Genomic DNA, 21,748 nt, shown 5'->3' with positions numbered 1-21,748 from the left:
CTCAGCGCCAGGCCGAGCGCGGCCATGCAAAAGACGAGGACACACCGACGCAACATCATCCACCCATACCCCGAGCAAGCCATCATATCGGGCCAAGTCAGGCATTTTCAAGCCGACGGGACCGGCGCCAGACCGGGTGACTTTGCCGCGCCGATGCGCGCACAATGGGCCGAAACATCAGGCAAATACAGGAGAGCGCGCCAGCAATGCAAATGCAGCCAGACACCGAATTCGGCCTCTCCGACGCCAGACGCATCCTCGGCGAGGTTTTTGCGCCCTGGGTCCAGGATCTTAATCTCGCCGTCGAGCGCCTCGAGCACGTGCAGCCGGCGGATGCGCCGGACTGGCAGCCGGGCGCGCTGCTGCGCATGCCGTTCTCGGAGCGGCTGTGCCGGAACGGCGGCGTGGTCTGCGGCCAGGCCCTGATGGCGCTCGCCGACACCGCGATGGTGATCGCGATCCTGGCTGCCAATCGCGGCTACCGCCCGATGACCACGGTCGACCAGACCACGCATTTCATGCGCGCAGTGTCCTCGTCGGACGTGCTGGCGGACGCGCGCGTAGTGCGGCTCGGGCGCACCATGAGCTTTGGCCGCGTCACGCTGCTCTCGGCCGCCGACAACAAGCCGGTCGCGATGGTATCGAGCGCGTTCGCGATGCTGCCGGGCTGAGCAGCATCTCAAAAGAAGAGAGCCGCGTGGGCGTAAAGCGCACCGCGGCTCTCCATCACGATCGTGTCGAAGCAAGAGACCGAAGCGCGATTGCATCCTCGCTTCGGTCCGCACGCTTCATGACTTGCCGGGATTATTTTCCGAGCACTTCGTCGGCCGCGGTGACGATGCTGGCTGTCGGATTCTTTCCGCAATAGGCACCGAACTTCTTGGCGTTCTCGATGAACACGTCGGTGTCGATGATCGCGTTGTCCTCGTCGCCCTTGTACCAGCCGTCCATCCAGGTCAGCACGACCTGGATATTGTCTTCGCCGCTCTCGAGGAACTGCTTGCAGCTCATGGTCGAGAGGTCCCACTTGACGGCGTGGGCGGGCATCGACGACAGCGAGAACGCGGCGGCGAGCAAAATCGAAAGCGTGGTCTTCATCAGTATCTCCATTGGAGCGTAGCGCCACAAAAGAAAAGCGTGTGAGGAAAGTCGGCGGAGAGACTCTCCGCGTCAACGTCGTAAACGAAGTCTGAAGCGCTGTGCAAGTAGCGCCAGTATTGAGTTTAGTTCAACGTAATTTCTATGCACTACTTCACAATCAACATGATGGACCAATGCGGATGATCGAGAAGCGTGAAGCGCAGCGGTACCGTGTTTTCAAGGGTGGAACGATCACCTTTGAAAGCAGCGGCATTCCCTGCACTGTGCGAAACATGTCAGCGGGCGGCGCGGCGATCGACCTCGACACCCCCGTCACATTGCCGCAATCGTTCACGCTATCGATCGCGCGCGACGATTTCGTCCGGAATTGTCGCACAGTTTGGCGCAGTGACAAGCGCGTCGGCCTCGCCTTCGTGCAATAGCGCGCGCGATGTGAACGAACGTTCGCATCGCATCCACAACACGATTATGATTGCGTGATACGACGACGGCGACGCCAGCGCAGGCTTGCGATCACGAGCGCGGCGATCCCGATTCCGATCACTGCGGATGCCCCAAAAAATCGTCCACCGGGACGATCGATGGTGCGCGACCACAATGTCGGCGCCTCGCCCGGCCGCGCCAGGCGGAACGCAACCACGCTGTCGCCGATCGAGGTGCCAGCTTCAGAGTGGCCGCCGGCGCCGATCGCGACATATTGCTCGCCCTTCCACAGATAGGTCATGGGATTGGCGACGCCGGGCACCGGCAGCCGTCCCTGCCACAACTCCTTGCCGCTTCGCGCATCGAAGGCACGCAGATAAGCATCCATCGCGCCGGTGAAGACGAGACCACCCGCCGTGACCGCCAGTCCGTTGACGAGAGGCGCGCCCCAGGGCAGCGGCGCGCCGAGCGGTGCCAGATCTTCGGTGGTGCCCACGGTCGAGCGCCAGAGGATCTTGCCGGCCTTCAGATCGACCGCAACCATCTCGCCCCAGGGCGGCTTGTTGCAGAGCAGACCGAGCGGCGACATCGCCACCGCGCGCGACATCGCAAACGGCGCGCCGCGCTGCTGGCCGAAATCATGACCCGGCGGCGGGTTGTACCCGGCGGCCTCCGCGCGCGGGATCAGCCTGATGAGATGAACGGCGCGCCCGGTGTTGGCGTAGAGAATCTGCCGGACCGGATCGAAGGCCGCGCTGCCCCAGTTCACGCCGCCGCCGGTGAAGGGAAACTCCAGCGTGCCCCGCACGGAAGGCGGCGTGAACAGACCCTCGTTGCGCGCCTCCGTGAACTGGCGCTCGCAGGACGAGCGGCGCAGTTCCGGCAACGGCGAGAGCGCGTCGTCGGTCGAGATCGTCTGCGACGTCAGCGCCGGCACATGCGTCGGAAACGGCTGCGTCGGCGACAACGCCTCCCCGTCCGCGCCGCCCTGCGGCACCGCGCGTTCTTCCACCGGCCAGACCGGCTTGCCGGTATCGCGGTCGAGCACGAAGACAAAACCCTGCTTGGTCGGCTGGATCACGACGTCGCGCTGGCCGTCACCGGCATCGAGGCGCGCGAGCGTCGGCTGCGCCGCCAGATCGTAATCCCAGACGTCGTGATGCACGGTCTGGAATGCCCATGCGAGCTCGCCGGTCTCGATACGCAATGCGACCACCGAATTGGCATGTTCGTTGTTGCCCGGCCGCTTGCCGCCCCAGAAATCCGGCGACGGCGAGGACGTCGGCAGGAACACCAGGCCGCGCGCCGCGTCGACCGACATCGGCGCCCAGACGTTGGCGTGCCCGGCTTCGATGCCGTCACGCTTGAGCGGCTCGAAGGTCCAGCGCGCCCGGCCGCTGCGCGCGTCGAACGCACGTACGACGCCGCTCGGCGCATCGACGCGTCGGTTGTCGGAGATCGAGGAGCCGACCACGACGACACCCCGGCCAACGGCGGGCGGCGAGGTGATCTGGAACTCGCCGGGCCATTCCAGGGCCATGCCGATATCGAGCTTCACCTCGCCGCCATTGCCGAAACCGGCACAGGGAATTCCCGTCTTCGCGTCCAGCGCGATCAGGCGGACGTCGTTCGTGCCCGTGAAGATGCGCGATCGACAGGCGGCATTCGCGGGCGCCTCATCGTCGGTCCAGTAGGTGACGCCGCGGCAGACGTAACGATTGGCGGGACGCTGATCGGTCGCGATCTTCGGATCGTAACGCCATTTCTGCGCGCCTGTGCCGGGATCGAGCGCAATCACCTCGTTGAAGGGCGAGCAGAAGATCAGGCTGTCCTCGACGAACAGCGGCGTTGCCTGGAATTTGGTTCGCCGCATCACCTCCGGCGGACGCACCGTGAGATCGCCGGTGCGGAATTCGAAGGCCCGAACCAGATTGCCGACATTGTCGGGCGTGATCTGTTGCAGTGGCGAGAAGCGCGAGCCGCCGGCATCGCCGCCCCAACTCTCCCAGGCCGCGCTTGGCCGCACGGCAATCAGCAGCAGCGCAACGAGCCCGATCGGAATTCGCAGGCTGCTCCGCAACGCTTCCCTCGCTCTATTTCGGCTTCTTGGCGGGTTCACTCGGCCGGGCCCCGCCCCAAGGGTCGTACTTGTCCTTGGGCTCGGGAATGCGCTCGAGCGCGGCCTTGTAGGCTTTCTCGTCGACCTTGGGCTTGTTGTCCGCCGGTTTGGCTCCGTCATTGGGTGGCCGCCGGCCCTGCGCCTGCGCCGAGGCAACCGTCAGCGCCATGACCGCGGCCGCAATGACCAAAATCCTCATTGGTGCAATCCCCCTCGTCTGGGGTACAAACTTAGCCTGCAATTCCGGAATATGAAATGCCGCGAGTTCCAACCATTCCATCAAGGCTTCCATAAAGACTTCAGCAAATCTTGATCGCCGGGGACTTCGCCGGATCGCATTCCTGCCTATCTGTTGGCCCGCAGGGGACCTTCACGGATGTTGCGGATCATTGCTCATGCGGCGTTGCTCGCCGGCGCGCTCGCGCTCGGCGCCTGCGGCGTTGCCGACAGCCGCGCCCCAGTGCCGGAATTCATGCGCATGAAGGAAACCGAGCAGCCGCCGCCCGAAGCGCCTCCCGACGTCAAGCGCCTGGTGCGCGAGCAGATCGACGTCGTCTTCCTCGCCACCTCCTATCCGCGCGAGGTGCACGTCGCTTCGCCCCATCGCGAGGTGCGAGGGCCCGGCTGGACCGCCTGCGTCCGCGCCCAGCTCACCTCCGCGACCGGCACCTCGCTCGGCGCCCAGACCTACATCGTGACGATATCAGGCGGAAAGGTGGTCGACCGCCGCCGGGCGGAAGCCGACGATATCTGCGGAACGGAGACCTACGAGCCGATCTAGCAGCGAATCCGCGCAACAAAGCTCCGGTTCCGGGAAAAACCAGTATCGCAATCGGGAACGATCGCCGCCTCCCCTTCTTGTTACCGCCGAGGGCAGTTTCGGTGGAGGACAGGATGAAGACGTTTACGATTGCGCTTTTGGCGGGCGTCGGTGCTTTGGCGGCGGCGTCGAGTGCGAAGGCTTCCGATATCTACACGAGCAGCGAGTATACCAATTCGGATCTCGTCCAGCAGGTCCGGCTTGTCTGCGACGACGCCGGCCGCTGCTATCGTACGCGCGGTGGTTCGCGCGTGATCGTGCGCGATTCCTACAATTCCATGCCGCGCGATCGCTATTATGAGCGACGCACCTATCGCGACTGGGATGACGGGCCGCGCGGCGGCGTCGGCATTCGCGCGCCCGGCGTCAGCGTGGGCGTCGGTGTCGGCGACCGCTGGTAGTTGCTAGATCCGGCATGGGCGGGACCGGGCGAGACAATCGCCCGGTCCCGTCACGTGATTGAATCGGATCAGGCGGCGACGGATTGGTGCTGAAACTGCTCGTAGGCCGCGATCGCGTCGGCGGCGTACATCAGCGACGGCCCGCCGCCCATGTAAACGGCCATGCCGAGCGTCTCCTCGACCTCCTGACGCGTCGCGCCGAGCTTGACGAGGGCTTCGGTGTGAAAGCCGATGCAGCCGTCACAACGCGCGGCGACACCGAGCGCCAGCGCCATCAGCTCCTTGGTCTTCTTGTCCAGCGCGCCGTCCCGCGTGGCGGCCTGGGCGAGTGCGGAAAATCCCTTCATCGTCTCGGGAATGTCGCTCCGCAGCTTGCGCATATTGGCGGAGATTTGCCTGACGATGTCGGGATAGTTCTTGTCCATGGTCTTTACTCTCTGCAGTGACTTCAGGTTTCGAGCGGATCGGCCGGCGCGACGAAGCGCGTCAGCGACGGCAGGTGAGCGACAAAGCGTGCCAGCACCATGCCGGCACACATCGCCGCGACGAAGATGAAGGCCAAAGAAGACCCGAACCCGAGCGCGGTCAGCGCCGGCCCCGGACAGAAGCCGGCCAGTCCCCAGCCGATACCGAAGATCGCCGGACCTGCGACGATTCTGAGATCGATATCGTTTCGCGTCGGGAGAAAAAATCGTTCGGCAAAGAACGGACGCGCGCGCCGCAGGACGCGATTGAAGCCGATGAAGGTCACGGCCACCGCGCCGGCCATCACGAAGGCAAGGCTCGCATCCCACGTCCCCGCCGGAATGCCGCCGACGTCGAGGAAGTTCAGAACCTTCGCCGGGTCGGACATGCCGGAGACGATCAGGCCGAGACCGAAGATCAGGCCGATCACGAATTGAACGAGAATGGCCATCGGCGTCAGCTCCAGTGCCGCATCACGAAGACGGTCGCCATGCCGGCTGCCATGAAGGTCACGGTCGCGACCAGCGAACGCGTGGAGAGCCGCGACAGGCCGCAGACGCCGTGGCCCGAGGTGCAGCCGCTGCCCCACACCGAGCCAAAGCCGGTGAGCAGGCCGCCGACAACCAGGATTGCCGTGCCCGCCTCGATCGTCTGCGACGGCAGGCTTCCGGTGGCGAGCCGCACCAGCACGGGTGCGGCGACAAGACCGGCGACGAAGGCCAGCCGTCCGGCGAACTCGCCGTCCTCATAGGGCGGAAACAACCTTGCCGCGATGCCGCTGACGCCGGCGACCCGTCCCTTCGCCCACATCAGCAGAACGGCGGACAGGCCGATCAGCGCGCCGCCCACGAGCGAAGCCATTGGCGTGAAAGACGTTGCAACCATTCGACCCTCCGGACCGAGAGTGCCCTTCACGGGCGGCGATACCTTTATTTCAGTTGTTTCTTATTTTCGAATATACTAATATATTAGCCGACCATGAATCGCAAGCCCCGCAATCAGGAATTGCTCGCTCTGGAGGAGAAGGCCGAAGACGCCTCCCGCCTCCTCACCGCTATGGGCAATCCCAAGCGCCTGCTGGTTCTCTGCAACATGCTGGACGGCGAAAAGTCCGTCGGCGAACTCGCCGAGATCGCGGGCCTGTCCTCGGCGGCGCTATCTCAGCATCTCGGCAAGATGCGCGCATTGAGCCTGGTCAAACCCAGGCGGGACGGCCAGACGATATACTACAGCATCGCGAGCCGGGAAGTCCGCGCGGTGCTGGAGACGCTGTACCGCCTCTTCTGCGCACCCTAGGACTTCGCCGGCGCAAACGCGGGAGCGCGGCATGACCGACGACACCTTCATCGAAGGACCTCTCTACGAGAAGCGCAGGAAGGTCTATCCTCAATCGGTCCACGGCCCGTTCCGCCGCATCAAATGGGCGATCCTGTGCGTCACGCTCGGGATCTATTATCTCTTGCCATTCATGCGCTGGAATCGCGGACCCGGCCTGCCCGACCAGGCCGTGCTGATCGACTTGCCGCATCGCCGCTTCTATTTCTTCTTCATCGAGCTGTGGCCGCAGGAGGTGTATTACTTCACCGGTCTGCTCATCATCGCGGCGATGGCCCTGTTCCTGATGAATGCAGTCGCGGGGCGACTGTGGTGCGGCTATTTGTGCCCGCAGACGGTGTGGACCGACCTGTTCTACGCCGTCGAGCGCTGGGTCGAAGGCGACCGGCGCGAGCGCATGCAGGGCGACAAGCGCTACTGGACGTTCGACCACATCCGGAAGGTGGCGCTGAAGCACTTTCTCTGGATCATGATCGCCTGGTGGACCGGCGGCGCCTGGGTGCTGTATTTCGACGACGCGCCGACGCTGGTGAAGGAGCTCGCCACCTTCCAGGCCCCGTTCATCGCCTATCTCTGGATCGGCATCCTGACCGCGACGACCTATGTCTTCGCCGGCCACGCCCGTGAGCAGATGTGCATCTACATGTGCCCGTGGCCGCGCATCCAGGCGGCATTGACCGACGAATCGGCGCTCAACGTCACCTATCGCGGCGACCGCGGAGAGCCGCGCATGTCGGTGAAGAAGGCGGAAGCTGCCCGCGCCCATGGCGATTTCGCCGGCGATTGCGTCGACTGCCACCAATGCATCAACGTCTGCCCGACTGGCGTCGACATCCGCCACGGCATCCAGCTCGGCTGCATCCAGTGCGGCCTCTGCATCGATGCCTGCGACAACGTCATGCGCGAGATCGGCCGGCCCAAGGGCCTGATCGGCTACGATACCGATATCAACATGCAGCGCCGGCGCGACGGCAAGCCGCCGATCTATCGCATCGTCCGCGCGCGCACGCTGATCTATACCGCAGCCATTGCCATCGTCGGCACCATCATGGTCTACACCCTCGCCACGCGCGCGACCATGGACGTCAACGTGCTGCACGAGCGCAATCCGCTGTTCGTTCAGCTCTCGGACGGCGGGGTCCGCAACGATTACACCGTGCGCATTCTCAACAAGGGCGCACAGCGATCGTTTGCGATCGAGGTCTCCGGACTGCCCGGCGCGAACATCCGGGTCGCAGGCGTTGAAGTCGCTCCGGATGGCAAGCCCGTCGTAGAAGTCGGGCAGGACCAGACCCGCGAGGTCAGGCTGTCGGTGCAGGTCGGGCCTGCCGATCTGCCGAAGAGCTCGCGCGATCTCGAGGTTGCGATCACCGATACCGCCAGCGGGGGGCGGGCGAGCGCCCGTGATCACTTCCTGCCCGGCGACAAATAGGGATCTGCGTTGAGCATCCGGCACCGGATGCTCAACGAGACGTTAACATTACCGGTCGAATTGGAGCCGCGTCCCAACGGTATTTTCCAATCTTTGGGCTAAGCATGGCCACGTGACGCGGCATTTGCCCGCGTGAACGGGACGAGGGGACGTGGTCGACATCGCGCAGCAGGCAGCGATCCATGCGGCATCGAGAAAGGATGCCATGGCGGCGCGCGTCCCGCTTACAGCGATCGATCCCGGCCAATGGCGCGCGCTCGCGCAGCGCGCGATCGAGCCGAACGGATATTACCTGCCCGCCTGGGAGCTCGCCGTCAGCGCCACCGCGCGCGGCCGCACCGCAGCTTCGGCATTGCCCGCTTTCGACGGCGCGTCGACCCGGCTGATCGGGCTGATGCCGGTGATCTCGCTGTGGCGCGCCCTGAAGATTCCCCTGCCCGCGCTGGTGAGCGCGCATCCCTACGGCACCCTGTGCAGTCCGCTGATCGACCGCGACGCCCCGATCGAGGCGGCGACGCAACTGTTGCGGCGGGCGCGCGAGGCCGGCGCGCATGCGCTCGTGCTCAACGACGTCGCGCTCGACGGCGCTGCGATGACTGCGCTTAAGCAGGTCCTGACCCGCGACGGCCTGAAGCCGCGCGTGCTTTCCTCCTACATCCGCGCCAGCCTCGATGCGACGCAGGATGACGAAACGCTACTGCGCGACGCACTCGGCACCAAGAAGCTCAAGGAGCTGCGCCGACAAAGCCATCGCCTCGAAGAGCACGGCCCTGTTACGTTCGACGTCGCACGCCGGCCTGACGAGATCGGGCCCGCACTCGAAACATTCCTGCAGCTCGAAGCCAGCGGCTGGAAAGGCAAGCGCGGCACCGCGCTGGTGCAGCATGTCGGCGATGCGACCTTCATTCGCCGCGCGGTGCCGGCGCTGGCGGAGACCGCGCAGTGCGAAATCATCACGCTTCGCGCCGGGACGACCCCGGTCGCCGCCGGCATCGTGCTGAGCCATCAGGACCGCGCTTTCTTCTTCAAGCTCGGCATTGACGAACGCTTTGCGAAATATTCGCCGGGCGTGCAGCTCACAATCGAGCTCACCCGCCATCTCTGCGCCGATCCCGCCATCGCAAGCGCGGATTCCACCGCGAGCGCCGATCACCCCATGATCAACCCGATCTGGCGCGGGCGTTTTGCAGTCGGCGACGTGCTGATCCCGCTGCGGCGGCACGATCCGGTCGTGGCCCTGATTCACGCAGCACTGGCCGGACTCAATGCCGCGCACGAGGGCGCGCGACACGTGGTCCGCCGGCTCCGCAAATCAGCGAAAGCTACTCCGCCGCCTGCGCGTTGATCTCCTCCGAGACCTGGCGGATGGCGCGCGCGAGCAGGGTCGGGTCCTGCGCACCGGAGACGGCGTATTTCTGCGCGAACACGTAGGTCGGCACGCCGGAGATGCCCTTCTCGGCGGCCTCCTGCGCATCGGCCGAGACGCGCGCGACGTCTTCGTCGGTGGCAAGGCGCCGGCGCACGTCCTCGGCGTCGAGGCCGATATCGGCGGCCGCCTGCACCAGCACGTTCACATCGGTGAGATCGCCGCCGTCGCGGAAATACAGCTCCATCAGGCGCTGCTTCATCTCGGGCGCCTTGCCGATCGCTTCCGCCCACAGGATGAGGCGATGGCAGTCGGTCGTGTTGGGCTGACGCGCGACCAGCTCGGGCTTGTAGAGGAGGCCCTCCTCGCTTGCGGCCGTAACGACGCGCCCCGCGATCCCCTTATAGGCTTCGACCGAGCCGAACTTCTGGGTGAGATAGGCCTCGCGGCTGATGCCCTCGCGCGGCACCCAGGGGTTGAGGAAGAACGGGCGGAAATTGAGCTTGACGGGAACGTCCGGCACGAGCGCCAGCGCACTCTCGATCCGGTGCTTGCCGATATAGCACCAGGGGCACACCACATCGGAGACGACATCGATCTGGAGCGGTTTCAGCGTGCTCATGTCAGGCGCCTCCTTCGGGCGATCAAGGTTGGCCCAAAGATAAGCCGAAGCCGCTCGGAGGCAAGGGTGCCAAGGGCTCTAGGTCAAGGGCTCTAGGTCATGGCTGCCGCGATCTGCTTCAGCCGCTCTGCGGTGCGCTCGTCGGCCGGGAAGAACGTCTCCAGCGCCAGCTCCGACAGGGTGATGTCGACGGGCGTGCCGAACACCATGGTGGTGGAGAAGAAACTTAGTATCTCCCCGCCGTGGCGCAGCTTGAACGGGATCGCGACATTGTCGCTCGACAGCGGCCCCGCGCGCGCCGGGATCGGATAGCTCTTGAGGTCGTTGTAGAGCTTGATCAGCTCAGGATCGGCCGTCACCTCGCATTGCCGGTGCAGACGCTCCAGAAGGTGGCCGCACCACTCCGCGAGATTGACCGTGCGCGGCGCCAGCGCCTCGGGATGAAAGGCGAGCCGCAGCACGTTGAAGGGCTGGCCGAGCAGCCGCTGCGGAATGCCGTCGAGCAGCGGCGCCACCATGCGGTTGGCCGACACCAGGTTCCAGTGCCGGTCCACCGCGAGCGCGGGATTGGGCTCGTGCGCCCTCAGCACGAGATCGATCGCCTGGCGGGCTGATTTCAAGGCCGAGTCCTCCAGCGGGCGCTGCTGGAACGCGGGCGCGTAGCCGGCGGCGACCAGCAGCACGTTGCGCTCGCGCAAGGGCACGTCGAGACGCTCGGCGAGCCGCAGCACCATGTCGCGCGAGGGCGCGGCGCGGCCAGTCTCGACGAAGCTGAGATGACGCGCCGAGATTTCGGCTTCGCCCGCGAGATCGAGCTGGCTCATGCGGCGGCGCTGCCGCCATTCGCGCAAATGGTCGCCGATGTGAACCGGCTGGCTGCGGTCGGCCTGTGCCGTGGATGCATGTGCGTTCATGCCCGGAAACCTAGCATGCGGATTTCGGCCCTTCCATTACCCGCGAGGTAATCGAATTGGCGCGCCGGCGCGCGCATCTTCAGTGGCGACAGGAGATGACCATGATCGCGCTGCTGCTCTACCGGACCGTCGCAGACCACCTTGTTCCCTGGGCCATGGCCTTCGCAACGCGGATGCTGGCGCGCAGCCTCAACATGCCGGAGCCGCTGGTGCATTCCACCGGCGACTATGTGCTCGCGCAGGTCACGGCCTTCGAGCACGGCGTCGGCAGGAGCCTTTGTCCGTTCCGCCTCGCCCGCCTGCTTCGCGCCTGGTGGCGCGGACGGCACTGAGTTTCACCCCCGAGCCCACCCCAACCATGGAGACCTCTGATGATCGACGCTTCCACCTTCCTGCGCCGCGCGCTGCTCGCCGATGCCATCTTCAGCGGCGTCGCCGCCCTCGGCTTCACTTTCGGCGCGAGCGCGTTCGCTGCGATGTTCAACCTGCCCGAAGCGCTGCTGCGCGAGACCGGCCTGTTCCTGATCGCCTACGCCGCGCTGGTCGGCTGGCTGGCGTCACGCGCCTCGGTGGCGAAGGCGCTCGTGCTGCTGGTCGTGATCGGCAATGCGGCCTGGACGGTCGGCAGCATTGCGCTGCTGCTCTCGGGCGCGGTGTCGCCGAACCTTGCCGGCGCGCTCATGGTCGTGGCGCAGGCGATCGCCACCGGCGTGTTTGCTGAGCTGCAATATGTGGGATTGCGGAGAAGTGCGAGCGCGGTGGCGGCGTGAGGCCCGGCCTGGCCGCGCACCAATCGCGGCCATCGCCTGCGACTACGCCCTCGCCCGGCCGACCTTGCCGGCGAAGTGCTTGCCGTTCAGCTTCTTCTTTTTCGCCGTGCTTTTCGTGCCCGCCTTCTTGGCCTTGGCTTCCGTGCGCGCCTTCACCTTGGCGGCTTCCGCCCGCGCCTCGGTTCGCAGCTTCTTGCGCTTCTTCTCGCAAGACTCGCACTTGCAACCGATCGGCTTCAGATAGGCTTTGAAATAGTCGGTGCCGTAATCATAGTTGATCTCGTCACCCGGCTCGATGTTCCTGATGGCGCGGATGAAGACCTTGCGCTCGCGCGGCCGGACGTCGGACTCGGCGTTGGGCCGGCAGGAATGGTTGATGTAGCGGGCCAGATTCTTGCGCACCGAGCCGTCGATAGTCCAGCGGCCGTTGAGCTCGAACAGGTACTTGTTCTCGATGTCGTCCTGCTCGGGAATCCGCGAATCCAGGATCGGTCCGAAATAGCGGATGATCCGGGTGCCCTTCTTGATCGGCTTGGTGGCGAAGAGGCCGAGCCCGGTCTTGGAGCGGCCGACGCGATAGGGTTTTTGCGAGGAGATGGCTGGCATGATCAAGTAAAGGAGGACGCGAACGAGGCTGGAGGAGCCCAAGCGAAGCCGCTCTTCTAGAACGATTCCGCGCCGCTGTCAGGTCTATCCCACCCCTGTTTGAACCTTGCCCACAATGAAGACGTCTGATGGTGCGGAGTTCCCTGCGATCGAAGCCCTCATGATGAACCGCATCACCTGCACAGGCCTGGCCGTCTTGATGATCTGCATCGGCCTGCACAGCGCCGCCGCCCAAACCGTGGGCAGCACCTACACCTCGACCGCGCCCAAGGATTGCCGCCAGATCGGCAAGCCCAGCGAGCTCGACGGCAGCACGACGCGCATCTGTCCGGGCAAGGACGGCCTCCTGGTGCTGATCGCCGAGGACGATCTTCGCGAAATCGTCTCGGTCGGCCGCAATCGCAAGCAGGCGGCCGAGGAACCGGCAGCCAAGGTCTGGTTCGCACCGTTCAATTCGTCGGAGACCACGATCGAATGGCGTGCCGTGGGCGCAAAGCCGTTCGCGATCATCCAGCGCTGGCACATCGCCGACAATGCCGATCCCGACAAGCAGGGCCGGCCGAACACCAGGGACATGCTGGTCGTGACCCGGCTCCCGCCGGGCCCGGTCTGTCACGTTGCTTATGTCGATGCGATCGCAAACCCCACCACCAACGAGCTTGCGCGCAAGGCCGCGGACGATTTCGCCCGTGGCTTCGCTTGCGGCAAGGACGAGGTGAAGATCATCGGCACGCGCGGCCGCGCCGTCGAGCTTGCGACGATGCGCTAAGGCGCGATGCGATTAGGACGAATCGTCATCGCGCTTTAGGTTGTTGTTTAAGCATGATCTTTTCGGAAAACCGCTGCGCACTTTTCCGGATCATGCTTTAGGCCTTGGCGGCCCACGACCGCTATGCGGGGTGTTTGGTGGCCACCGGCGCCATCAGCATCGCCTCCATTAGCCGCTCGGCCGTCGTTCCCTCGGGCAGACGTCCCAAGATATCCTCGAGCCGTCCGTCGAGCAGCAGCATGGTGAAGCCATGCACCATCGACCAGGCACGTGCGATCGCGGCACCCTGGCTCAGCGTCAGCGCGTCACCGCTGATCTGCTCCTGCCGCATCATGCCGATCGCATTCGCCAGCCCGGCGAAGGAGGCTTCGGCCGCCTCGTGCAGCGAGGGCCTGGAATAGTCCAGGCGCTCGGTACGGAACATGATGCTGTACATGCCGGGATGGGCTTGCGCGTAGGCGACGTAGGCCTTGGGCCGCGCCAGCGCGGCTTCGAGCGGCGTGGTGGCGGCACCGCAGGATGCCGCCATCGCCGCGTTGAACTGGCGGAAGCCGACGGCCGCGAGTTCGCTGAGCAGGCCGGTGAGATCACCGAAATGGTGGGTGGGTGCGGCATGGGAGACGCCCGCCTCCCGCGCCACCGCGCGCAAGGTGAGGCCGGCGAGTCCGTCGCGCTCCAGCACCCGTTCGGCAGCCTGCAGCAACGCCTCGCGCAAGGCACCGTGGTGATACGGCGTCTCGGACTTCGCGCTCGCCGCGCCGCGCCTTGGGCGCGATGCCGCAGTCGACGTCGTCTTTCTGGGGGCACGCGCGCTTCGCGCCGTTTCGCTCTTGGTATCGGTCTTGGTGTCGATCTTGGCCATTTGCAAGCTATATGACGCAATATTGACAGTGTAAAGATTTCGCTTGACCGATGCGGCAATCGACGCTATCCGATCTTTACGATGTAAAGATAAGGAGTGTACGCCGTGCAGCACGACGCCATCGCCGAGCGCCGCAACAACATCGCGCCGATCCCGTTCGAAGCGGACGCGCCATTCCTGAAGATCATCGGCGAATTGCCGCGCGAGCTGAACGGCACGCTCTATCGCAACGGCCCCAATCCGCAGTTCGATTCCCCCGGCGCGCATTGGTTCGTCGGCGACGGCATGCTGCACGCGTTCCACCTCGACAACGGGCGCGCCAGCTATCGCAACCGCTGGGTCCGCACGCCGAAATGGCTCGCCGAGCACGATGCCGGCCGCGCCTTGTTCGGCGGCTTCGGCCGCAAGCTGCCGGATGCGCCGGCCGATCTCACCGACGGCGGCGTCGCCAACACCAACATCATCTTCCATGCCGGCAAGCTGCTGGCGCTGGAAGAGGCGCATCTGCCGACCGAGATCGAGCCCGGCACGCTGGCGACGCGCGGCTATCACAACTACCAGGGCCGTGTCGCCGGCAGTTTTACCGCGCACCCGAAGATCGATCCCGTCACCGGCGAGCTCGTGTTCTTCGGCTACAACGCCGCGGGTCCGTTGACCCCTGCCCTGTCCTACGGCTCGATCGACGCCTCCGGCAAGGCGACCCGCTTCGAGCGGTTCGAGGCGCCCTATGCCAGCATGGTGCATGACTTCATCGTCACCGCGAACCATGTGCTGTTTCCGATCCTGCCGATCACCGGCAGCATGGAGCGCGCGATGCGCGGGCAGCCGCCCTACGCCTGGGAGCCGGACAAGGGCGCCTATGTCGGCGTGATGAAGCGGAGCGGCACCGCAAAGGACATCGTCTGGTTTCGCGGTGAAGCCTGCTACGTCTTCCACATCATGAACGCGTGGGAGGACGAGAACCGCATCATCGCCGACGTCATGCAGTTCGAGGAAGCGCCGCTGTTTCCGCATTCCGACGGCCGGCCGACCGATCCGGACAAGTCGCGCGCCCGGCACTGCCGCTGGACCTTCGATCTCTCCGGCAATACCGATCGCTTCCAGCAGACCTATCTCGACGATCTCACCGGCGAATTTCCGCGCATCGACGACCGCCGCGCCGGGCTGAAGAACCGTCACGGCTGGTACGCCTGCGCCAATCCGAAACTGCCGATGTTCGGCGCGCTCTCCGGCGTCGTCCATGTCGACGGCAACGGAAGACGTCTCGGCCATTACCTGCTGCCCGCCGGCGACACCATCTCCGAGCCGGTGTTCGTCGAGCGATCGAAGGATGCGACTGAGGGCGATGGCTGGCTGCTCGCCGTGGTCTGGCGGGCGCGGGAGAACCGCAGCGACCTCGCCGTGTTCAACGCCACCGATGTCGAAGCGGGTCCCGTCGCGCTGGTGCAGCTCGGCCATCGCGTGCCGGATGGTTTTCACGGCAATTGGGTGGGGGCGCAGTAGCTCCCGTCATTCCGGGGCGCGCCACTTGGCGCCCGCCCGGAGCCACAGCACGGACGTGTCACCAAAGAGGCCCGTATGCAGATGCCCTCCATCACTGCAGACCTCCTCGCCATCCTCGCCATGGTCTGCGCCGCGCTCACACTCGAGGTGGTCCATCTGCGGCGGAGCGGCCAAGTCCTCTTCAACGGCGGCATCCTGCTCGCCCTCGGCCTCGCGATCGCCTGCGCGCTCCCCATTCTGTCGCGCCTGCCCTGGGCGGAATTGGCTGACGAGGCGTCCGACCAAGCCGTTGCGGCACTTCAACTTTTACATGCCGCCTACATCATTTTGACACTGTAAAGATTTCGCTTGACCCGGTCTCGCCTCTGACCTATTGATCTTTACATCGTAAAGATCGGCCTGACCGAGGTAGGTAATGGCGATTTTCCTGATCCTTGCGCCCTACGGCGCCTACAGCTTCCTGATGCTGGTAACGTCGGCCGCGATCAGCGTGTTCGTGGCCTCCGCGATCTGCCTCGCCACCGTCGCAATCGATGTGGCGCGCGGGCGCTCGGTGAAGACCCTGGCCGCGGGCTCGGCGATCGTGTTCGCCGCAATCGGCCTCTACCTGGCGCTGCTCGACCCGCAGCTCGGAACGCTCGGCGTCAAGCTGTCGGTCGATATCGGCATCTTCGTCATCTCGCTCGGCTCGCTGCTGGTCCGCCGTCCCTTCACGCTGCAATATGCGCTGGAATCAGTGCCGGCCGAGACCGCGGCGATGCCCGGCTTTCTCACCGCCAATTACGTCATCACCGGCGCCTGGACCGTAGCCGCGCTGTTGATGGCGGCCGGCAATCTCGTGCTGCTCTACGTCCCCGGCCTGCCGCTCTGGTCGAGCCTTGCAGTCGCCTTCGCCGCCCGCAACAGCGCGATTTACTTCACAAAATGGTATCCCGAGTATCGCCAGATCAAGTACGGTACGCCCGCCCGCGCATTGCCCACCGCCCGCTGAACAGGATTGACGATGAAGGACGTATTCGCCCGCCTCGGCTCCGACCTCTTCTCCGCCATCGTCTTCCTGGTCGTCTATCTCGCCACCGACAACGTCATCCTAGCGACGTCAGTGGCGATCGCCGGCGCGATCGCGCAGGTGATCCACGCCCGCATCAAGGGGCAGCAACTCAACTACATGACCTATGCGAGCCTCGCGCTCGTCGTCGGACTGGGCGGGATCACTCTGCTGACCAATGATCCCCGCTTCATGATGGCAAAGCCTTCGATCGCGCATTTCGCCATCGGCGCGATCATGCTCAAGCGCGGCTGGATGCTGCGCTACATGCCGCCGATCGTCGTCGAGACCGTTCCGGAATATGTGACGGCTGCAGGCTATGCCTGGGCGGCGCTGATGTTCGTGATCGGCGTCGGCATGATCCTCGTCGCCTCCACGGGCGATCTGAAGCTGTGGGCGTTCTACCTCACGGTGGTCGCCGGCGGCGCCAAGATCCTCGCCTTTGCCGTGCAGTATGTCGTTCTAAGGCTCATCGTCACCAGCCGCAGGCGCGCTGCAGCCCGCGCCTAAAGCGCGATGTGATCGCGCTTTAGGTTGTTGTCTGAGCATGATCCTTTCCGAAAACCGCTACGCACTTTTCGGGACATGCTTCCATGCCTCAAATGGAGCGTTAGGCAGGAGCTGCGAGTTGGGCTATAGGCTCGTCCGGGACTGGCCGCGGATCGTCGCGGTCCGCCGGGATTTGTTCGGGAGACGGGAATGGCCGTAGACGGCAACTGGAATCTGACCATGACGACGCCGATGGGCGAGCGCCAGGCGACGCTGAGCCTCAAGGCCGCCGGCGGCACGCTCACGGGCACGCAAGGCGCGGAAGGTAATACCGCCGAGATCTTCGACGGCACCGTCGCTGGCGACAACGTCTCCTGGAAGGTCTCGATCACCAACCCGATGCCGCTCACGCTCGAATTCGCCGGCACCGTCTCCGGCGACAGCATGAACGGCGAGATGGGCATCGGCCCGATGGGCAGCTTCCCGTTCACGGGCGCCCGCGCGTAAGGCGGCGCAGCATCATGCGCGTGCTTCGTCTCATCGCGACGACGATGCTGTGCGTCGCGACACAAGCGGCGCGCGCGGATGACACCGAACCGGCGTGGCGCGCAAGCGCGCTCGCCCTGGTCCCGGCAGGCTATGTCGCCGGCGCCGCTTATCGGACTGATGGCTCGATGGGATATCTCGCCGTCTATCCCGCGCCATCGAACGATCCAAAAACACCGGCAAGCGTGTTCGCTGCGCGCCAGGCCCTCGTGGTCAAGCTGACACCGGATGCGACACGCGCGGTTTCAGCCGAGTTGAAGCCGCGCACAGAGCCCGATCCGGACAATGACGACAGCGATTTCTCAAAGCTGCACGCCGATCTCGCCGCCGGACGAACAAAGCTGCCCGAGGGCACCGAGCCCTGCAGTCTCGGCGCCTGGTCCATCGACAAGGACCCCGGTGGCCTCAACGTGCGCGCCGAGCCGTCGGCGACGGCGCGCGTGCTCGGCACGCTGCCGCCGCCTTACCGCTTGAAGTTAGGCGGCGCTGAGAACACGCCCGACGGCGGCTGGCTCACCGAATTCCGCATCATCGGCTTCAAGAGCGGCTGGTTTCTGATCGAAGACGCCAAGCCGCCGGGCAAGGACTACGAGGACGAGAAGAGATATCCGCGGAGCGCGCCCAAACCCTATGCCGGGCGCGGCTGGGTTGCGTCCAACAAGGTCGGCGCGAGCTACGCCAATGGCTATACGCGCGCAGGCGGGCTGTTCCAGGCTCCCTTCGTCGATGCCAAATGGATGCCGGCGCAGCGTGAGCTCGGCGGCCCGATCGACGGTGACGGCGGCCCGAAGCGCCTGTTCGCCTGCAGCGGCTTCTGGGGTCTGGTCGAGAGCCATGACGGCGTCCGCGGCTGGTGGCGCGCGCTCTGCTCGAACCAGGTCACGAATTGCAGCTGAGAAGAGAGCGCTCCGCGACATTCTCGCTCTTGTCTTTTCTTAACAATTCAGGATTGTATTTGAGCATTGCACCCGAGAGGGAAAAATGCCGTACAGCATCACGCATGCATTTCATCGATCACTGACAGCCGCGTTCGTTTGCATTCTGCTCGGAGCAGCGATGTCGACCGGGCACGGCGAACAATTGCCGCCGAAGATTGCCCCGGAGGCAACCGCCTGGAAGCCCGCCTCGATCTTCGAGAAAGACGACAAGGACGACAAGTTCAAGGATCAGCCACGCATGAATTTGAGCGGAGCGGCGTGCGTGCCCACCACGCCGAAGTTCACGTCATGCCTGATCGCCAATGATGAGAAGAAATACGCACAGTTCTTCTCGATCGAAGGCAACGTCCTAGTTCCCCGGAAGCTCATCCGGCTTTCGGATGACGACAAGGACCCCGATGCCGAAGGCGTCGCGTATGAAAAGGGCTTCTTCTATGTAACCGGCTCGCACGGCCGAAGCCGCAAGAGCGACAAGGAGAATCTGTCGAGCTATGTCGTGTTTCGGATTGCCGTGGATCCGCAAACCGGCGCACCCAAGACCGAACCCAACGCCAAGAAGGTCGAAGGCGTCGAGCCGAGCCCGCGGCTGCGCGAAGTGATTGAAAAGAGTAACGACGTCGGATCGAAGTTCAACAAGCCGCTCGCGGAAGGCGGTGTCAACGTCGAAGGGATTGCAGTCAGGAACGACCGCATTTACTTCGGGCTGCGAGGTCCATCGCTGAACCGTCAGGCCTTTGTGCTCAGCGTCGATGCAAGCGCGCTCTTTACCAAGGACGACGATCTCAAACCCGCCTCGACGCCGCTCGATCTCGGGGAGAATACCGGCATCCGCGACCTTGCCGTGGTGAACAACGGCATCTTGATCCTCGCAGGGCCAACGCGTGACGAAGACGTTCCCTATAGCGTCTGGCTGTGGGACGGCAGCAGCAAGACTGCCAAATCCCTGGCGACGCTCGATCTGAGCACAGCCCCAAAAGAGGCGAAAGCGGAAATTCTGCTTCCCCTCGAGGAAGACGCAGCCAACATCCGTGTGCTTGTCATGTTCGACAGCGCCGAAAATGGCGGCGCGATGTCGTTCACAATAAAGCGCTGAGCGCGCGCTGCGTAAATCGTCCGCCGGTTCGAGAACCGGCGGACGACGCAGGATTGGCTAGCCCAGGTTCAGCTCCTTGAAGAAGTCGTTGCCCTTGTCATCGATGATGATGAACGCGGGGAAGTCGACGACTTCGATGCGCCAGATCGCTTCCATGCCGAGCTCGGGATATTCGAGCACCTCGACCTTCTTGATGCAGTGCTCGGCAAGGTTCGCCGCGGCGCCGCCGATCGAACCGAGATAGAAGCCGCCATACTTCTTGCAGGCCTCGCGCACCGCCGGCGCGCGGTTGCCCTTGGCCACCATCACCATCGAGCCGCCGGCGGCCTGGAACTGGTCGACGAAGGAATCCATGCGGCCCGCGGTGGTCGGACCGAACGCGCCGGAGGCGTAGCCCTCGGGCGTCTTGGCCGGGCCGGCGTAATAGACCGGGTGGTTCTTGAAATAGTCCGGCAGCGGCTCGCCCTTCTCCAGTCGCTCGCGCAGCTTGGCGTGGGCGCTGTCGCGCGCGACGATCATGGTGCCGGTCATCGAGACGCGGGTCTTGATCGGGTGCTTGGAGAACGTCGCCAGGATGTCCTTCATCGGCTGGTTGAGATCGATCTTGACGACCTCGCCGCCGAGCGCCTGCTCGACCTGCGGCAGATATTGCGCCGGGTTGTGCTCGAGCTCCTCGAGATAGACGCCGTCCCTGGTGATCTTACCGAGCACCTGGCGGTCGGCAGAACACGAAACGCCGAGCCCGATCGGCAGCGATGCGCCATGACGCGGCATGCGGATCACGCGGACGTCGTGGCAGAAGTACTTGCCGCCGAACTGCGCGCCGACGCCGAGCGATTGCGTCATCTTGTGGATCTCCTTCTCCATCTCGACGTCGCGGAAGGCGTTGCCGTCGGGCGAGCCGTGGGTCGGCAGCGCATCGAGATAGCGGGCGGAAGCGAGCTTCACCGTCTTCATGCAGAGCTCGGCCGAGGTGCCCCCGATCACGATCGCGAGGTGATAGGGCGGGCAAGCAGCGGTGCCGAGGGTGAGGATTTTTTCCTTCAGGAAAGCGAGCAGCCGGTCCTTGGTCAGCACCGAGGGCGTCGCCTGGAACAGGAAGCTCTTGTTGGCGCTGCCGCCACCCTTCGCCATGAACATGAACTTGTAGGCGTCATCGCCTTCGGCGTAGATCTCGCACTGCGCCGGCATGTTGTTGGCGGTGTTCTTCTCCTCGTACATCGAGAGCGGCGCGACCTGCGAGTAGCGCAGATTGCGGCGCAGATACGCGTCGCGCGCACCTTCCGACAGCGCCGCCTCGTCGTCGCCGTCGGTGATGACGTTGCAACCCTTCTTGCCCATGATGATCGCGGTGCCGGTGTCCTGGCACATCGGCAGCACGCCGCCGGCGGCGATGTTGGCGTTCTTCAAAAAGTCCAGCGCGACGAACTTGTCGTTCGGGCTGGCCTCGCCGTCCTCCAGGATGGCGCGGAGCTGCTTCAGATGGCCGGGGCGCAAATAATGGTTGATGTCGCCGAAAGCCGCCTCCGACAGCGCCCGCAGCGCCTCGCGCGACACCACCAGCATGTCCTTGCCCAGGACCTTCTCGACCCTGACACCCTCGGCCGTGATCTTCTTGTAGGGCGTCTCGTCCTTGCCCAGCGGGAATAGCGGGGTGTGCTTGTAGGGCGGAACGGGCTTTGACGGGTCGGGGAAGGCGGTCGGAGCGTTCATGGAGCGAATCTCGGGTTTTTGGAGCCCTGGCGGGCCTCTCAGCATAGAAGCGTTCTAAGCTTTTTTGCTGCAAAGGGAAGTGAGCGGAGCGCATGGAAGAGACCCCATTCTGTCTCCCGGCAAGGGGCAGGCGCCCACTCAAGAATCTCGGGCCTGTGCGCCGTGAAATACTGCAGTTACGACAACTCGTGCGCGTAACACATCGACCTCATAGGGGAGCCGGGGCACAACCACTCAAATGTCTGGGGATCATGCCCGACGTGCCCCATAAAGGGGAAGGACGTCAACTGCCCGATACTCTTGAGCAGCCGATCGGTCACCTTCCGGGCAGCGGCCGGACTATCCTGTGAAATCCAGTTGAAGATACCTTCGAGATCAGCAACCGCCTGATCATCGAAGATCAGCTCCATGGC

At 64.6% G+C, this 21,748-nt stretch carries 29 protein-coding genes; 17 read left to right on the top strand and 12 right to left on the bottom strand.

Annotated elements, in window-relative coordinates:
- The first annotated feature begins 206 nt into the window (after positions 1–206).
- Positions 207–671 carry a PaaI family thioesterase gene (locus tag XH81_RS08305; protein ID WP_028142810.1) on the top strand — a complete coding sequence of 155 codons (465 nt, stop codon included), beginning with the start codon at positions 207–209 and terminating at the stop codon, positions 669–671.
- A gap of 133 nt (positions 672–804) precedes the next feature.
- Here the strand turns inward: XH81_RS08305 and XH81_RS08300 are convergent, their stop codons facing one another.
- Positions 805–1,098, bottom strand: a complete 294-nt coding sequence (locus XH81_RS08300; RefSeq protein WP_026201704.1) for an HdeA family protein — start codon at positions 1,096–1,098, stop codon at positions 805–807.
- A gap of 176 nt (positions 1,099–1,274) precedes the next feature.
- Here XH81_RS08300 and XH81_RS08295 point away from each other — a divergent pair, with 176 nt between their 5' ends.
- A complete protein-coding gene (locus XH81_RS08295; RefSeq protein ID WP_370092662.1) occupies positions 1,275–1,523 on the top strand; it encodes a PilZ domain-containing protein in 249 nt (82 codons plus the stop codon).
- Between the two features lie 44 nt (positions 1,524–1,567).
- On the opposite strand, the gene XH81_RS08290 is transcribed toward XH81_RS08295, so the two are convergent.
- Both XH81_RS08290 and XH81_RS08285 read right to left on the bottom strand, forming a co-directional pair.
- On the bottom strand, positions 1,568–3,604 hold the full coding sequence (locus XH81_RS08290) for a pyrroloquinoline quinone-dependent dehydrogenase (RefSeq protein WP_028142808.1): 2,037 nt from the start codon (positions 3,602–3,604) through the stop codon (positions 1,568–1,570).
- Between the two features lie 13 nt (positions 3,605–3,617).
- Positions 3,618–3,842 (bottom strand): hypothetical protein, encoded by a 225-nt coding sequence (locus tag XH81_RS08285; RefSeq protein WP_028142807.1) that lies wholly within the window; start codon positions 3,840–3,842, stop codon positions 3,618–3,620.
- Between the two features lie 177 nt (positions 3,843–4,019).
- Between XH81_RS08285 and XH81_RS08280 the strand changes: the two genes are divergently transcribed.
- Positions 4,020–4,424 (top strand): hypothetical protein, encoded by a 405-nt coding sequence (locus tag XH81_RS08280; RefSeq protein WP_028142806.1) that lies wholly within the window; start codon positions 4,020–4,022, stop codon positions 4,422–4,424.
- A 113-nt stretch (positions 4,425–4,537) separates the two neighbouring features.
- A complete protein-coding gene (locus tag XH81_RS08275) occupies positions 4,538–4,864 on the top strand; it encodes a hypothetical protein (RefSeq protein ID WP_028142805.1) in 327 nt (108 codons plus the stop codon).
- A gap of 68 nt (positions 4,865–4,932) precedes the next feature.
- On the opposite strand, the gene XH81_RS08270 is transcribed toward XH81_RS08275, so the two are convergent.
- From XH81_RS08270 to XH81_RS08260, 3 genes are read right to left on the bottom strand one after another with little or no spacing between them, the layout of a single operon-like run.
- Positions 4,933–5,289: a carboxymuconolactone decarboxylase family protein gene (locus XH81_RS08270; protein ID WP_028142804.1), complete on the bottom strand. Its 357-nt coding sequence runs from the start codon at positions 5,287–5,289 to the stop codon at positions 4,933–4,935.
- A 23-nt stretch (positions 5,290–5,312) separates the two neighbouring features.
- Positions 5,313–5,780 carry a DUF6691 family protein gene (locus tag XH81_RS08265; RefSeq protein ID WP_028142803.1) on the bottom strand — a complete coding sequence of 156 codons (468 nt, stop codon included), beginning with the start codon at positions 5,778–5,780 and terminating at the stop codon, positions 5,313–5,315.
- A gap of 5 nt (positions 5,781–5,785) precedes the next feature.
- Positions 5,786–6,214 carry a YeeE/YedE family protein gene (locus tag XH81_RS08260; protein ID WP_028142802.1) on the bottom strand — a complete coding sequence of 143 codons (429 nt, stop codon included), beginning with the start codon at positions 6,212–6,214 and terminating at the stop codon, positions 5,786–5,788.
- 93 nt (positions 6,215–6,307) lie between these two features.
- Between XH81_RS08260 and XH81_RS08255 the strand changes: the two genes are divergently transcribed.
- From XH81_RS08255 to XH81_RS08245, 3 genes are all read left to right on the top strand, one after another.
- The gene (locus tag XH81_RS08255) at positions 6,308–6,625 is read left to right on the top strand and encodes an ArsR/SmtB family transcription factor (RefSeq protein ID WP_028142801.1); all 318 of its coding nucleotides are present in this window, start codon (positions 6,308–6,310) and stop codon (positions 6,623–6,625) included.
- A 31-nt stretch (positions 6,626–6,656) separates the two neighbouring features.
- Entirely contained in the window at positions 6,657–8,096 is a 1,440-nt protein-coding gene (gene ccoG, locus XH81_RS08250; protein WP_271596099.1) for a cytochrome c oxidase accessory protein CcoG, read from the top strand.
- 151 nt (positions 8,097–8,247) lie between these two features.
- On the top strand, positions 8,248–9,441 hold the full coding sequence (locus tag XH81_RS08245) for a GNAT family N-acetyltransferase (protein WP_028142799.1): 1,194 nt from the start codon (positions 8,248–8,250) through the stop codon (positions 9,439–9,441).
- Here XH81_RS08245 and XH81_RS08240 read toward each other — a convergent pair.
- Positions 9,419–10,084 carry a DsbA family oxidoreductase gene (locus XH81_RS08240; RefSeq protein WP_028142798.1) on the bottom strand — a complete coding sequence of 222 codons (666 nt, stop codon included), beginning with the start codon at positions 10,082–10,084 and terminating at the stop codon, positions 9,419–9,421. The two genes, XH81_RS08245 and XH81_RS08240, sit on opposite strands and share 23 nt — an antisense overlap.
- A 92-nt stretch (positions 10,085–10,176) precedes the next feature.
- Positions 10,177–10,998, bottom strand: a complete 822-nt coding sequence (locus XH81_RS08235) for a helix-turn-helix domain-containing protein (protein WP_271596098.1) — start codon at positions 10,996–10,998, stop codon at positions 10,177–10,179.
- Between the two features lie 101 nt (positions 10,999–11,099).
- On the opposite strand from XH81_RS08235, the gene XH81_RS08230 reads away from it, so the two are divergent.
- Positions 11,100–11,330: a hypothetical protein gene (locus XH81_RS08230; protein WP_080670194.1), complete on the top strand. Its 231-nt coding sequence runs from the start codon at positions 11,100–11,102 to the stop codon at positions 11,328–11,330.
- Between the two features lie 39 nt (positions 11,331–11,369).
- On the top strand, positions 11,370–11,768 hold the full coding sequence (locus tag XH81_RS08225) for a hypothetical protein (protein ID WP_028142795.1): 399 nt from the start codon (positions 11,370–11,372) through the stop codon (positions 11,766–11,768).
- 42 nt (positions 11,769–11,810) lie between these two features.
- Here the strand turns inward: XH81_RS08225 and XH81_RS08220 are convergent, their stop codons facing one another.
- Positions 11,811–12,374: an SET domain-containing protein gene (locus XH81_RS08220; protein WP_028142794.1), complete on the bottom strand. Its 564-nt coding sequence runs from the start codon at positions 12,372–12,374 to the stop codon at positions 11,811–11,813.
- A gap of 163 nt (positions 12,375–12,537) precedes the next feature.
- Here XH81_RS08220 and XH81_RS08215 point away from each other — a divergent pair, with 163 nt between their 5' ends.
- Positions 12,538–13,143, top strand: coding sequence for a hypothetical protein (locus tag XH81_RS08215; protein ID WP_028142793.1), 606 nt, complete (start codon positions 12,538–12,540; stop codon positions 13,141–13,143).
- A 121-nt stretch (positions 13,144–13,264) separates the two neighbouring features.
- Here the strand turns inward: XH81_RS08215 and XH81_RS08210 are convergent, their stop codons facing one another.
- On the bottom strand, positions 13,265–14,005 hold the full coding sequence (locus XH81_RS08210; RefSeq protein ID WP_271596097.1) for a TetR/AcrR family transcriptional regulator: 741 nt from the start codon (positions 14,003–14,005) through the stop codon (positions 13,265–13,267).
- A gap of 105 nt (positions 14,006–14,110) precedes the next feature.
- On the opposite strand from XH81_RS08210, the gene XH81_RS08205 reads away from it, so the two are divergent.
- The 7 genes from XH81_RS08205 (at position 14,111) to XH81_RS08175 (ending at position 19,622) form a co-directional block, all read left to right on the top strand.
- A complete protein-coding gene (locus tag XH81_RS08205) occupies positions 14,111–15,508 on the top strand; it encodes a carotenoid oxygenase family protein (protein ID WP_097668934.1) in 1,398 nt (465 codons plus the stop codon).
- Between the two features lie 75 nt (positions 15,509–15,583).
- Positions 15,584–15,847, top strand: coding sequence for a hypothetical protein (locus XH81_RS08200; protein ID WP_028142790.1), 264 nt, complete (start codon positions 15,584–15,586; stop codon positions 15,845–15,847).
- A 76-nt stretch (positions 15,848–15,923) separates the two neighbouring features.
- Positions 15,924–16,499 carry a hypothetical protein gene (locus XH81_RS08195; protein ID WP_028142789.1) on the top strand — a complete coding sequence of 192 codons (576 nt, stop codon included), beginning with the start codon at positions 15,924–15,926 and terminating at the stop codon, positions 16,497–16,499.
- A 12-nt stretch (positions 16,500–16,511) separates the two neighbouring features.
- Positions 16,512–17,066, top strand: a complete 555-nt coding sequence (locus tag XH81_RS08190; protein WP_028142788.1) for an inner membrane-spanning protein YciB — start codon at positions 16,512–16,514, stop codon at positions 17,064–17,066.
- Positions 17,067–17,255: 189 nt separating this feature from the next.
- On the top strand, positions 17,256–17,552 hold the full coding sequence (locus XH81_RS08185; RefSeq protein ID WP_028142787.1) for a hypothetical protein: 297 nt from the start codon (positions 17,256–17,258) through the stop codon (positions 17,550–17,552).
- A 14-nt stretch (positions 17,553–17,566) separates the two neighbouring features.
- On the top strand, positions 17,567–18,487 hold the full coding sequence (locus XH81_RS08180; protein ID WP_028142786.1) for a hypothetical protein: 921 nt from the start codon (positions 17,567–17,569) through the stop codon (positions 18,485–18,487).
- A gap of 85 nt (positions 18,488–18,572) precedes the next feature.
- Complete coding sequence (locus XH81_RS08175; protein WP_028142785.1) at positions 18,573–19,622, top strand: DUF3616 domain-containing protein; 1,050 nt, start codon at positions 18,573–18,575, stop codon at positions 19,620–19,622.
- Positions 19,623–19,679: 57 nt separating this feature from the next.
- Here XH81_RS08175 and XH81_RS08170 read toward each other — a convergent pair whose 3' ends face one another.
- Positions 19,680–21,335 carry a fumarate hydratase gene (locus tag XH81_RS08170; RefSeq protein ID WP_038948099.1) on the bottom strand — a complete coding sequence of 552 codons (1,656 nt, stop codon included), beginning with the start codon at positions 21,333–21,335 and terminating at the stop codon, positions 19,680–19,682.
- A gap of 176 nt (positions 21,336–21,511) precedes the next feature.
- Positions 21,512–21,745, bottom strand: coding sequence for a type II toxin-antitoxin system RelE/ParE family toxin (locus XH81_RS08165; protein ID WP_245448835.1), 234 nt, complete (start codon positions 21,743–21,745; stop codon positions 21,512–21,514).
- Positions 21,746–21,748: the final 3 nt, after the last annotated feature.

It is taken from the genome of Bradyrhizobium sp. CCBAU 25360, from assembly GCF_028128695.1.
Classification (GTDB): Bacteria; Pseudomonadota; Alphaproteobacteria; order Rhizobiales; family Xanthobacteraceae; genus Bradyrhizobium; species Bradyrhizobium ottawaense.
Note: the sequence above shows the minus strand (reverse complement) of the source record. Positions and strands in the feature narration are given on the sequence as shown.